This window comes from Kitasatospora sp. NPDC101183, from assembly GCF_044767945.1.
GTDB lineage: Bacteria > Actinomycetota > Actinomycetes > Streptomycetales > Streptomycetaceae > Kitasatospora.
In genome coordinates this window covers 1-11,979 of the sequence record NZ_JBIWOW010000059.1, presented here as the reverse complement: position 1 = coordinate 11,979, position 11,979 = coordinate 1, and the positions used below count along the sequence as shown (strand labels likewise).

General features: G+C 74.3%; 10 protein-coding genes and 1 tRNA gene. 4 read left to right on the top strand and 7 right to left on the bottom strand.

The window, feature by feature from the left end:
* Window positions 1-151: 151 nt before the first annotated feature.
* Entirely contained in the window at window positions 152-1,246 is a 1,095-nt protein-coding gene (locus ACIRRS_RS38170) for a TerD family protein (RefSeq protein ID WP_402981637.1), read from the bottom strand.
* Between the two features lie 358 nt (window positions 1,247-1,604).
* Here ACIRRS_RS38170 and ACIRRS_RS38165 point away from each other — a divergent pair, with 358 nt between their 5' ends.
* The 3 genes from ACIRRS_RS38165 (at window position 1,605) to ACIRRS_RS38155 (ending at window position 6,127) form a co-directional block, all read left to right on the top strand.
* Window positions 1,605-2,792, top strand: coding sequence for an HpcH/HpaI aldolase/citrate lyase family protein (locus tag ACIRRS_RS38165; RefSeq protein ID WP_402981643.1), 1,188 nt, complete (start codon window positions 1,605-1,607; stop codon window positions 2,790-2,792).
* Between the two features lie 93 nt (window positions 2,793-2,885).
* Window positions 2,886-5,318, top strand: coding sequence for a phosphoribosyltransferase (locus tag ACIRRS_RS38160; protein ID WP_402981634.1), 2,433 nt, complete (start codon window positions 2,886-2,888; stop codon window positions 5,316-5,318).
* Window positions 5,319-5,329: 11 nt separating this feature from the next.
* A complete protein-coding gene (locus ACIRRS_RS38155; RefSeq protein ID WP_402981640.1) occupies window positions 5,330-6,127 on the top strand; it encodes an HAD family hydrolase in 798 nt (265 codons plus the stop codon).
* 22 nt (window positions 6,128-6,149) lie between these two features.
* Here ACIRRS_RS38155 and ACIRRS_RS38150 read toward each other — a convergent pair whose 3' ends face one another.
* Both ACIRRS_RS38150 and ACIRRS_RS38145 read right to left on the bottom strand, forming a co-directional pair.
* Complete coding sequence (locus ACIRRS_RS38150; protein ID WP_402981631.1) at window positions 6,150-6,371, bottom strand: zinc ribbon domain-containing protein; 222 nt, start codon at window positions 6,369-6,371, stop codon at window positions 6,150-6,152.
* A 22-nt stretch (window positions 6,372-6,393) separates the two neighbouring features.
* A complete protein-coding gene (locus ACIRRS_RS38145) occupies window positions 6,394-7,752 on the bottom strand; it encodes a hypothetical protein (RefSeq protein WP_402981628.1) in 1,359 nt (452 codons plus the stop codon).
* 164 nt (window positions 7,753-7,916) lie between these two features.
* On the opposite strand from ACIRRS_RS38145, the gene ACIRRS_RS38140 reads away from it, so the two are divergent.
* Window positions 7,917-7,991: transfer RNA gene (locus tag ACIRRS_RS38140), tRNA-Val, on the top strand.
* A 55-nt stretch (window positions 7,992-8,046) separates the two neighbouring features.
* Here ACIRRS_RS38140 and xerC read toward each other — a convergent pair.
* The 4 genes from xerC to ACIRRS_RS38120 all read right to left on the bottom strand — a co-directional run.
* Entirely contained in the window at window positions 8,047-9,180 is a 1,134-nt protein-coding gene (xerC, locus tag ACIRRS_RS38135) for a tyrosine recombinase XerC (protein ID WP_402981625.1), read from the bottom strand.
* Window positions 9,180-9,368: a helix-turn-helix domain-containing protein gene (locus ACIRRS_RS38130; RefSeq protein ID WP_402981622.1), complete on the bottom strand. Its 189-nt coding sequence runs from the start codon at window positions 9,366-9,368 to the stop codon at window positions 9,180-9,182. The genes xerC and ACIRRS_RS38130 overlap by 1 nt, the downstream gene beginning before the upstream one ends.
* 378 nt (window positions 9,369-9,746) lie before the next feature.
* On the bottom strand, window positions 9,747-11,321 hold the full coding sequence (locus ACIRRS_RS38125; RefSeq protein ID WP_402981619.1) for a YfjI family protein: 1,575 nt from the start codon (window positions 11,319-11,321) through the stop codon (window positions 9,747-9,749).
* A gap of 61 nt (window positions 11,322-11,382) precedes the next feature.
* Window positions 11,383-11,979, bottom strand: a 597-nt coding sequence (locus ACIRRS_RS38120; RefSeq protein ID WP_402981617.1) for a bifunctional DNA primase/polymerase, incomplete at its 5' end; no start/stop codon positions are given.

Here is an 11,979-nt window from a genome sequence, read left to right as displayed (position 1 = left end):
GCCGATGCTCCGCATGGACTCCCTCCTCGGCGCCGCCGATGCACGCACCCCAACGACGCCCGCTGATCCGACGTGATCCGAAAGACACGCCCTAGGGGGTCTGTCCGGCGGATCTTGCCGGACAGGCCCTGACCCCGCCCCTCGGCTTGCGTCAGCGGGGCTGGAACTGGGGGCCCTGCGGGGGCAGGGCGAACTCCTCGGCCGGGGGCTGCGGCTGGGCCGGGGGCGGGTAGCCGTAGCCGGTGGAGGGCTGCGGCGGGGGGTACGCCTGGGCGCTCGGCTGGGGGTAGGGCTGGGGGTGGTTGGGCGGCGGGTAGCCGTAACCGGTGTTCGGCTGCCCGTAGGCGGGTGCGGGCGGCTGGGCCGGGGGCGGGTAGCCGTAGCCGGTGCTGGTACCGGTGCTGGGAGGGTTGCTCGGCGGGGAAGGGGCGGGGGGCATGGTGGGCGGCGCCGACGGCGGGGGCGGGGCGATGGTGGGCGGCGGCGGGGTGTTCGTCGGGGCGCTCGTCGGAGCGGCGCTCTGGAGGCTCGCCGCGGGCAGGCGGTAGGTGTCGGGGTCGGCTGCCGGGCGGGGCGCGGGCAGCGGGGTGGCGCGGGGGTCGACGGCGCCGGTCGGGGCGGTGGTGGTCGGGGCGGCAGTGGTCGGCAGGGCGGTGGGCGGCGCCGGGGGCTGGGCGGGCTCGGGGGCGCGCTCCTCCTCGTCGTCCACGGTGATGCCGAAGTCGGTGGCCAGGCCGATCAGCCCGGAGGTGTAGCCCTGGCCGATCGCCCGGAACTTCCAGCCGCCGTCGCGGCGGTACAGCTCGCCCGCGACCAGGGCGGTGACGTTGTCCGCGTCGGCGATCGCGAACTCGGCGACGGGCTGTGCGCCCTCGCCGGCCGCGACGTCGAACAGCTGCAGGAACAGCCCGGGCACGGCGCGGAACGGCCCGCCCTCGGAGGAGCCGGCCAGCACCACGCGGTCCACGGTGGCGGGCAGCTTGGCGAGCTCGACCTCGACGGTGTCGGTGATCTCGGCGCCGCCGGCGGTGTGCTGCTTGGGCAGGTGGCGCACCAGGCCGGAGGGGTGCCGGGGCTGGTTGTAGAAGACGAAGTCGGCGTCCGAGCGGACCTTGCCGCCCGCTCCGAGCAGCAGCGCGGAGGCGTCCACGTCCGGCGCACCGGGCAGGTCGCTCCAGCGCAGCACGGCGCGGACCGCCGCCGCCGGCAGTGCGATGTTGGCGCCCTTGGCCATCACGTGCGTCATAGCGGACCATCCTGCCCGTTCGCCACCCCTTCGGACAACGTGACCGGGGCGGGCGCAGGGGCGCCGGACTTTGCCAAGACTTGCGCTCGCGGAGGTTTGCCGGGCGTTCGCCCGTGATCGTCGAACACGGCCCCGGTGCCGGGCCGAGTTCCGGGAGTTCAGTGGGCCGGGCGCGGGAACGGCTGGATTCCGTCCGTACGATGGGCGTTCGAAAGGCCCCCGGGGGCCGGCGGAGGGGAGTCCGCCGGCGCGCGCCGGGGGCGGTCACGGCGCCCGGTGGGCCGGTTCACCACGGTGTCGTCCCGTGCCGCCGCACGTCGGCGGTGTGCCGGAGTCCGTCGAACCCGAGGAGGGCAGCATGCGCCATTTCGGCCATCTCGCCGAGGACGTCCGCGCCCGGCTCTTCCTGGAGCAGCCGCGGACGTTCACCGCGGACAGCGGGCCGGAGGTCCTCGCCACCGCCCTCGGCGGCACCCTCTACAGCCCGGCCACCCGGCCCGCCCTGGCCGCCGACGTCCGCAAACTGGCTGCTCGCGGCGTGGTCTCGATGGTGCTGTGCCTGGAGGACGCGATCGCCGACCACGAGGTGGGCGAGGGCGAGCGGAACCTCGTCGAGCAGTTGTCCGACCTGGTCAACGATTTCACCGATCACGCACAAGGCCACCCCCTCCTCTTCATCAGGGTTCGTACGGCCTCCCAGATCCTCGACCTCGCCGAACGGCTCGGACCGGCCGTCGAGCTGCTCAGCGGCTTCGTCCTGCCGAAGTTCACCGCCGCCGACGGCGCCGCCTACCTGGACGCCCTCGCCGCCGCCGAGGCCTCCACCGGGCGGCGGCTGTTCGCCATGCCCGTCCTGGAGTCGCCCGAGCTGGCGCACCTGGAGACCAGGCGCGAGCAGCTGTACGGCATCGCCGACCTGCTCGCCCGGCACCGCGAGCGCGTCCTCGCCGTCCGGCTCGGCGTCACCGACCTGTGCTCCGCGTACGGGCTGCGCCGCTCGCCCGACCTCAGCGCGTACGACGTGGCGCTGGTCGCCTCCGTCATCGGGGACGTGGTCAACGTGCTCGGGCGCGCGGACGGCACCGGGTACACCGTGACCGGGCCGGTCTGGGAGTACTTCCCGGTGCAGGAGCGGATGTTCAAGCCGCAGCTGCGCCGCACCCCGTTCGCCGCCTCCGGGGGGACGGCGCTGGCTACTGGGGAGGAGGTGCGGCGCCGGATCATCGCGCACGACCTGGACGGGCTGATCCGCGAGGTCGAACTCGACCGCGCCAACGGGCTGCTGGGCAAGACCTGCATCCACCCCAGCCACGTGCCGGCCGTGCACGCGCTCTCCGTCGTCACGCACGAGGAGTACTGCGACGCCCGGGACATCCTGCGCGCCGAGCAGGGAGGCGTGCTGCGGTCGGCGTACACGAACAAGATGAACGAGGCCCGGCCGCACCGGGCCTGGGCGGAGCGGACGCTGCTGCGGGCGCGGGTGTTCGGGGTGGCGCGCGAGGACGTGAGCTTCGCGGAGCTGCTCGCGGCCTGCCTGTGCGGGTGACGTGGGCGTGGCTGTGGGCGTAAGCGTGCGTGTGGGCGTGAACGTGCGCGTGGGCGTGGACTTGGACGGAAGCGAACGAAGGCAGGGCCGGACGTGACGACGACGACAGAGCAGACCTGGAGCGGCCGTTGGGTCGCCGACCGGGCCGGGATAGGCCTGACCGGGTCGGAGCGGCTGCCCGAACTCGTGGGCCTGGCCCTGCGGGAGAACCGCAAGCGCGCCCACCTGCTGGTCTCCACCGTGCTCGGCAAGCACGTCCCGCAGCGGCCCGCCGTCGTGTACGGCGCCGGGCTCGAACTCGGCGTTCGCGTACGGGAGTTGCTCGGGCCGGAGGCGGCGGCTCGGGCCGTGGTGCTCGGCTACGCGGAGACGGCCACGGGCCTCGGCCACAGCGTCGCGGACGGCCTCGGCGCGCCGTACCTGCACTCCACCCGGCGGCCGGTGCCCGGGGTGGCGCCGCTCGGCGGCTTCGAGGAGGAGCACTCGCACGCCACCTCCCACCTGCTGCTGCCCGCCGATCCCGAACTCCTCGCCGGGGGTGGGCCGTTGGTGCTCGTCGACGACGAGTTCTCCACCGGCCGCACCGTCCTCAACACCATCCGCGAGCTGCACGCCCTGCACCCGCGCGGGCACTACGTAGTCGTCGCGCTGGTCGACCTGCGCTCCGCCGCCGACCGCCGCCGCCTCGAGGAGGCCGCCGCCGAACTCGGCGTCCGGCTGGACCTGGTGGCCACCGCCTCCGGCGCCGTCCGGCTGCCCGAGGACGTCCTCTCGCGCGCCGAGCGGCTGATCGCCGAGGCCGCCCCGGCGCCCCGGCTGCCGCAGGGCCCGCCCGCGCCGCTCGTCCGGGTCGGGCTGGACTGGCCCGCCGGGCTGCCGGACGGCGGGCGGCACGGCTTCACCGCCGGGGACAGGGCACGGCTGGAGGCCGTACTGCCCTCCCTCGCAGGCCAGTTGGCCGATGCGCTGGGGGAAGCGGCGGGCTCCGGGCGGGTGCTGCTGCTCGGCTGCGAGGAGCTGATGTACGCGCCGCTGCGGCTGGCCGACGCGCTCGACGAGCGGCTCGGTGGCGACCGCGTCCGCTACTCCACCACCACCCGCTCGCCCGTCCTCGCCGTCGACGACCCTGGGTACGCCATCCGCACCCGGCTCGCGTTCCCCGCCCACGACGACCCGGCCGACGACGCCCCGCGCGAGCGCTACGCCTACAACGTCGCCCCCGGCTCCGACCCGGAGCGGCGCTTCGACGCGGTGGTGCTGGTCGTCGACGACGTGGCCGACACGCCCGCGCTGCACGGGGGTGAGGGGGAGCCCGGGGAGGAGGGGGCGCTGCTGCCGCAACTCCGGCTCGTCACCGACCGGGTGGTGCTCGCCGTGCTGCCCTCGTACCGGCCCCTGCCGGAGCCCCTGTACGGGCCGGCGTTCTCCTCGTACCGGCGCGAGGACGTGGCCTGGCTGCTCAAGGACCTCTCCGGGGCAGTCCTGGAGGCCCCGACCGAGGAGCGCGAGGAGGCCGTGCAGAGCGGCGGCGCGCACTACGCGGAGTCGCTGCCCGTCGAGTACCAGCCCAGCCCCGAGTACCAGGAGCTGTTCCGGCAGGCGCTGGACGGCTCCGCCCGGCGGCTCGCGCTGGCCGTCGGCACCGTCGCCGAGACCCTGCTGCGCGAGCGCGGGCCCGGCCTGGTGCTCGCCTCGCTGGCCCGGGCCGGGACGCCCGTCGGCGTCCTGATCCGCCGCTGGCTCGCCTTCGCGCACGGCCTCGACGTGCCGCACTACGCGCTGTCCATCGTGCGCGGGCGCGGCGTCGACCGTACGGCGCTGCGCTACCTCGGCGCCCACCACCGGCCCGAGGACGTGGTGTTCGTCGACGGCTGGACGGGCAAGGGCGCCATCACCCGCGAACTCGCCGAGGCGCTCGCGGGCACCGGCTTCGACCCGGCCCTCGCCGTGCTCGCCGACCCGGGCCGCTGCGTGCGGACGTACGGCACCCGGGACGACTTCCTGATCCCCTCCGCCTGCCTCAACTCGACCGTCTCCGGGCTGGTTTCGCGCACCGTGCTGCGCGCCGGGCTGATCGGCCCCGGGGAGTTCCACGGCGCCAAGCACTACCGGGAGCTGGCCGGGGCCGACGTCTCGGGCGAGTTCCTGGAGGCCGTCGCCGCCCGGTTCGCGCAGGTGCGCGCCGAGGCGGTGTCGGCCGCCGGGCGCCTGGCCGCGGATCCGGACCGTACGCCGGACTGGGCCGGCTGGGCCGCCGTCGAGCGGATCAGCGCCGAGTACGGCATCGGCGACGTCAACCTGGTCAAGCCCGGCGTCGGCGAGACCACCCGGGTCCTGCTGCGCCGCGTCCCCTGGCGGGTGCTGGCCCGCCGGGGCGTCGGCGCGGACCTCGACCACGTGCGGCTGCTCGCGGAACAGCGCGGCGTCGAGGTCGAGGAGGTCGACCAACTCCCCTACTCCTGCGTAGGGTTGATCCACCCCCGCTACACCCGAGGGGCCACCGGCGCGAACGGACGGGCCGTCTGATGGGCGGGGTGCTGACGGCGAGCGACCTGGACCGGACGCTGATCTACTCCGAGCGGGCGCTCGAACTGGACTGCGCCGACGAGGCGGCCCCCCGGCTGCTCTGCGTCGAGGTGTACGGGGGCCGGCCGCTCTCCTTCCTCACCGAGCACGCGGCCGCCCTGCTCGTCGAACTCGCCGAGTACTCCTGCTTCGTCCCCGCCACCACCCGCACCGTCGAGCAGTACCGGCGCGTCAACCTGCCAGGCCCGCGCCCCCGTTGGGCGATCTGCGCGAACGGCGGGCAACTGCTGGCGGACGGCGTGCCGGACGCGGACTGGCGGCGGGAGATCACCGGCCGCATCGCCGAGGGTGCGGCCCCGCTCGCGGAGGTGCTCGGCCACCTGGAGCGGCACGCCGACCCGGGCTGGACGCTCAAGCGGCGCGTCGCCGACGACTCGTTCGCCTACCTGGTCGTCGACCGCGCGGCCCTGCCCGGCGACTGGCTGGCCGACCTGACCGGCTGGTGCGGCGAACGCGGCTGGAAGGTCTCGCTCCAGGGCCGCAAGGTGTACGCCGTGCCCGGGCCGCTGAGCAAGAGCGCCGCGCTCGCCGAGGTCGTCCGGCGCAGTGGGGCCGCCACCGTGCTCGCCGCCGGGGACTCCCTGCTCGACGCGGACCTGCTGCTCGCCGCCGACGCGGCCTGGCGGCCGGGGCACGGCGAGCTGGCGGACCGGGGCTGGACGGCCCCCGGCGTCACCGGGCTGGCGGAGGTCGGGGTGACGGCGGGGGAGGAGATCGTCCGGCGGTTCCTGGCGGCGGCCCTCGGTTAGGGCCTGTCCGGCGGATCTTGTCCTAGCCGCAGCACCCTCCGCCGCAGCAGCCGCCCCCGCCTCCGCCCCCGCCTCCGCTGGAGGGGGCGGTGGTGGCGGCGCCCGTCACGGCGACAGTGGAGAGCAGCTTCACCGTGTCCTCGTGGCCCTGCGGGCAGACGGCCGGGTCGCCGGCCTGGGCCATCGGGCGGCGCAGTTCGAAGGTGGCTCCGCAGGAGCGGCAGCGGAAGTCGTAGCGTGGCATACCGGCAGGGTACCGAGGGCGGTCAGCGGGGGTGGCCCAGATCGCCGCGGATCAGGTCGACCACCCGGGCCGCGGTGTCCCGTACGGCGGCCAGCTCCGTCAGGAAGTGCCAGTAGTCCGGGTGCCGTCCGGCCGCCTCCAGGACGGCCGTCGCGCGGTCCAGGCGGGCGACCGCCTCGTCCAGCGGGCCGGCGTGCCGGGGGTCCGGCGCGGTGCGGCCGGCCATCGCCAGGCGCTGGGCGTCCCGTACGGCGAAGCGGGTGCGCTCGACCTCGCGGGTCGGGTCGTGCTGCACCTCGTTGAGCTGCCGCAGCCGGTCGTTGACGGCGAGCACCGAGCCGTCCGCCGTCTCCAGCAGAGCGCGGACGGTGCCGATCGCGGCGGTGGCGTCCGCCCAGCGCTGCTCGTCCCGGGCCCGGGCGGCCTCGGCCAGCTTGCCCTCCGCCGTGCGGCCCGCCTCCGCGACCTGCTGGGGGACGCGCTGGAGGTCCTGCCAGCAGGCGGTGCTGAAGCGGCGGCGCAGCTCGCTCAGGGCGGGCTCGACGGTCGCGGCCTTGGTCTCCAGCGCCTGGATGCGGGTGCGCAGGCTCGCCACCCGGCGGTCCAACTCCCGGGCGCGCTCGGGCAGCTGGGCGGCGTCGGCGGCGATCGTCTCGGCCCGCTGCCGCACCTCGTCGGCGCGGCGCAGCGTCGCCGCCACGCCGTGCCGGGCGGCGCCCTCGTTCAGCCGGCCCAGCTCCGGGGCCAGCTCGGCCAGCCGGGCGGCCAGGTCGTCCGCCCGCAGACCGGCGGCGCGCACCGCGTCCAGGGCGTTGCTGGCGGCGAGCAGCGCGCGCTTGGCCTGCTCCACCGCCGGGGTCACCCGCACCAGCTGCTGCTCGGCGTGCTGCACCGTCGGCTGGAGGCGGCGCAGGAAGTCGCCCAGCTCCGCCCGTGCCGAGCCGAGCTGGCCCCGCACGTCCTCCAGCATCCGCTTGGCCCGCGCCGCCGCCGTCGCGTCCAGGGCCTCGCTGTCCAGGTCGTACGCGTCCAGCGCGCCCAGGTAGTTCACGGTGACCTGCTCGACCCGCCCGGAGATCCCCGGCAGCTCCGCCAGCACCCGCTGCGCGGCCGGCCCCTCCTCGGCGGCCCGCACGGTCTCCACCGCCAGCTGCAGCTCGCGCTGGGTCTCCTCCAGCTCGAAGAACGCCTCCTGCGCCGCGGCCCGCGCCTCCTTGGCCTCCGCCCGTGCGCCCTCACCGCCCCGCCGGCCCCACCAGCCACCCGTCGAGGCCAGCCCGAACGCCCCGAGAGCCCCCGCCAGTACCAGCGGCGTCAGCACCGGCACCACCAGCGCCTCGCCCGCCCGACGCAGCCCCCGCCGCCCTCTCCCGCCGGCCACCGACACTGCGCACTCCCTGCTCCGCCCGCTGATCCGCGCCCATTCTCCCCGATCCCCCCAACCCGAGGCACCCACCCCGTCCCACTCCCTGGTCACCCGCACACACCACCCCCGCGGACCAGGTAGCCTAGACGTTCGTCGTGCGCCCACCGGCCCACGACGGGGGGCGCGTAGCTCAGTGGTAGAGCGCTGCTCTTACAAAGCAGATGTCGGCGGTTCGAAACCGTCCGCGCCCACCAGCCAAAATGCCCCGGACCGATCACGGTCCGGGGCATTTGACATCTCAGGCTGACATCAGTGGCGCCGCTTGAGCAGCCGATCCATGTTGCCGAGAGCCTCCCGCTGGGTGTCCTGCGCGACGTGGGTGTAGACGTTCATCGTCAGCCCGATCTGACTGTGGCCGAGGATCTCCATCACCACCCGGGGCGGAACCCCGCACGCAACGAGCAGCGTCGCGCACCCGTGCCGGGTGTCGTGGAGCCGGATCACCGGGACCTCGGCGGCCTTGGACACCCGGACGAACGAGCGGTAGAGGTTGGTCGGCTCGATCGGGCGGCCGGTCCGGGTGGTGAAGATGTACCCGGTCTCCTCCCACTTCGCCCCGGCCGCGCGCCGGGCCTCGTCCTGCCGCATCCGGTGCCAGCGCAGGGCTGCCACGCAGATCCGGGGGAGCGGCACCGGCCGGCGTTTCCCGCTCTTCGTGGTGTCCGCGTACAGCTCGCCTCGGACCCGCTGCACCTGCTCGCGAACGACCAGGACCCGCTGGTCGAGGTCGACCTCGGACCAGCGGAGCCCGACGATCTCACCGCGCCGCATGCCTAGCGCGATGGCCAGCACGAACGCGGCGTACAGCGGATCGGTGCGGCTGGCCGAGAGAAAGGTGAGCGTCTGGTCGAGCGTCCACGGCTTGATCTCACGACTCGTCACCCGGGGCGGCGGGACCAGCATCGCGACGTTCCGCACGATCAGCTCGTCCCGGCACGCGGCGCTCAGCGCCGAGCGGAGCACCCGGTGCGACTCCTTCGCGGTGGCGGCGCTGGACTGCTTGGTGACCTTCGCCAAGAACGTCCGAACGTCGCGCGGGCTCAGCGATTCCAGGCCCTTGGAGCCGAGCAGCGGGACAAGGTAGAGGCGCACGTGCGTCTCGTACTTGGCCTGTGTGGTCTTCTTCCGCTGAGGCTTGATGAAGTGCTCCAGCCAGTACGGCAGCCACTCGGAGAGCTTCGCCGACCGAGTCGGGGTGGCGATGCCCTGCTTGGCGCGCTCCACCAGCTCCTTGCGCTTGGTGTCGCACTCGTCCCAAGTCGCCCCATAAGCAAACTTGCGGGCCCACGTGCCATCGGGCTGCGGGACGTACACGGCGGCCTGGTACCGGCCGTCCTTGCGCTTGGTCACGGTGCCGGCGCCGTTCGGGTTTCGCTTGGTCATTAGGCGTTCTCTTCTTTCTTGGCGCGCAGGTAGTCATGCAGGGCGGTGACGGGGATGCGGCGGAGGCGGCCCTCTGTGAAGCTGTCGAGCTTCTTCGTGCGGATGAGGTCGTAGACCTTGCTGCGGCTCATGCGCAGGGCCTCCATGACCTCGGGGACTTCCAGAACGAGCGGCGGGATCGTGGTCACTGCGGCTACTCCTTGGCGGAGGGGGCGGGGTGACGAGGTGCAGGCGGCCCGCGCTGTGGTGGGCGGGCCGAGGCTCGGGGTGCCACGGAAACCACGGAATACACAAAAACCCTCTCTGTAGCGTCTGACCTGCGGTGATGGGCTCAGGTGGAGTTCTCCACAGAAGTCCGCGCTTATTCCGCAGAAATGGGCGGACGCGCCCCGGGCCGCCGCCGGCAGCAACGCCGGCGGCGGCCCGGGGGTGGGGCGCCTGGGTTTTTGTGGAATTCCGAGCGACTTGTGTGGCGGGTTGGCGTGGTGGGCGTCGTGGCTGGTCGGGGCGGGTGCCGGTTGGTTTCGTGGATTTTGTGGATTCTGCGGGCGGGGTTGTGCGGTGGATCAGTTCGGGTGGAGCTGCGGGTGGGTGGTGTACCGGGGTGCGGGCGGGCGGCCACGGGTGCCGGGTTCGCGCGGGGGTGCGGGTTCGTGGCGGAGCCAGCCGTGTTCTTCGAGCAGGCTGAGGGCGGTCTCCAGGACGGTGACGGTGGGGAACTCGGCGCGGGAGAGCTTGGCCATGAGGTCGCGTCGGGAGAACGACGGGGTCGGGTAGGTGGTGAGGTGCTTGAGGACGGTGCGGGCGCCGGCGAGGGCCTTGTCGGCGCCCATGGCCTCGAAGACGTTGAGGGCGTGGACGGTGAAGTACTCGCCGAGGCGGATGGCGTGTTCGACGGTGTCGGCGGTGATGGGGTGCTTGTAGGCGTCGCCGCCGTGCTCGGCGAGGTGGAGCAGGCCGGCGATGCGCACGGTGGCGCCGACGAGCTTGCCGCCCCAGTCGTTGACGTGGCCGAGTGAGCCGCCGCGCGGGTCCAGGCGCGGTTCGATGTGGTCCTGGAAGGCGACGAGCGCGGCCCCGGCCTCCGGGGTAGTGGTGAGGACGGCCGGGTCGGTCCAGCCCGCCATCGCCAGGGTGAGCGCCGCTACCTTCTTCTCGTACTCGTCCGTGACCTCGTCGGGGATCAGGTCGGGCAGGGTCTTGCGCCGGCCGACCAGGGACTCGGGCATGGAGTACAGGAAGCGGGCGAGCAAGCCGCGACCGTCGAACTGGCGGTTGCGGCCGATGTCCTCCAGAACCGTGGGCTGGACGGCGAGGGCCATGGTCAGGGCGGGGTTGTCGATGTACTGCTTGTCGCGGGACTGCCGGTTGACCTTGAGCAGGTCCCCGGCGTGGCCCTTGAGGAAGACCTCCATGTCGGCGGTGCCACCGGAGTAGCGGCCGGCGATGGTGTCGAAGATGCCGCCCTCGGCGGACATGACGGCCAAGCGTCCACCCTGTTCGGCGAGGAGGGTGGTGATGGCGGCGGGGGTGCCGTCGTCGGCGATGAGCTGCGGCTCGGCCGGGACGGTGATCTCCGAGGCGGTATGGGCCAGATCGAGCGCGAGGCGGTTCAGCTCCTCGCGCTCGTCCTCGCTCGCGGTGGCGGCCTTGGCGGCGGCCTTGTCTGCGGCGGCCTTGGCGAGGCTGGCGGTGGTGTTGGCCTCCACGATCGCGCTCGCGCTCTGCTCGACCAGGGCCCGTTCCACCTTCACGAGCGGCCGGGTCATGGCCGCGAACACGGCGGACTTGCGGTTGGCCGGGGGCAGGGCGACGACGACGTAGAGGTTCACGGGCTCGCGCCACCTGCCGCGCACGACCACCACGGCCCGCCCTCCGCCGGCGGCGGCCAGCACCGCCAACGCGAGGCTTCCGGCGAGGTCGGCCGGGGTCTGCGTCTCCTCTGCCACGGCGTCGACCATGGCGCCGAGCCAGCCGGGCAGGGCGTCGGAGGGGAACGCGGGCAGGGTGCGGGCCTCGCCGAGGGGGATCGGCTCTTCCCACCTGGGCGGGCCGGGGTCGACGCCGGACGGGGCAGCGTCCTCCCAGCCCTCGGTGAACAGCGACTCGGACGGCGCGGCGGGGGCGGTCACTCGGCCCACCGCCCCAGGCGATGCCCCGAGGAGAAGCGCTTCTCCTTGGCGCAGGACGGGTGACGGTTGCTCATGCGGCACGCCCCACCGCTCCGGCGCCCCGGGCGAGCCCGTTGGCGATCGTGCGCCTGCACTCCGCCTCGCCGAGACCGGCCTCCAGACCCGCGCTCAGGAGGGCGTCGGTCGCGTCAGCCTCGGGCAACGCACCGGAGCCGACCAGGCGGCCGAGGGCGGCGGCAGAGGCGAACAGCCGGTCGTTGCGCCCGCCCTCGCGGGTGGCCTTGATCTTGGCCGTCTCGCGGGCCACGGCCGTGTCGACGTACGGGCCGAGGCGCCCGATCCGGGCCCGCACCGCGCCCGCGTCCACCACGACCGCCGGGGCGGCCTTGGGGGTGAGCAGGCCGAGCAGCCACGCGGGGAGCGGAACCGGGTCGGTGTCGTTGACGACGGTGTAGCGGCGGTGGTTGACGACGCTGCCGGGGGCGACGACGTAACCGCCGTGCGCCCGGGTGTCGACCTTCCAGCCGAGCCCGTTGCCCTTCTCCCCGCAGGTGTTGCGCAGGACCACACCAGCCGGGGCGGCGAAGTACAGGTGGGCGCCGCCCCGGCCGGTGCGGACCTCGTACGTCTGCGGCCACGGCTGGTCGTGCTGCTCGCACAGCGCGGC

What these genes read in the sequence shown, in the direction of transcription:
- ACIRRS_RS38170 (WP_402981637.1), bottom strand. Translation starts at nt 1,246, where the DNA reads ATGACGCACGTGATGGCCAAGGGCGCCAACATCGCACTGCCGGCGGCG.
- ACIRRS_RS38165 (WP_402981643.1), top strand. Translation starts at nt 1,605, where the DNA reads ATGCGCCATTTCGGCCATCTCGCCGAGGACGTCCGCGCCCGGCTCTTC.
- ACIRRS_RS38150 (WP_402981631.1), bottom strand. Translation starts at nt 6,371, where the DNA reads ATGCCACGCTACGACTTCCGCTGCCGCTCCTGCGGAGCCACCTTCGAA.
- xerC (WP_402981625.1), bottom strand. Translation starts at nt 9,180, where the DNA reads ATGACCAAGCGAAACCCGAACGGCGCCGGCACCGTGACCAAGCGCAAG.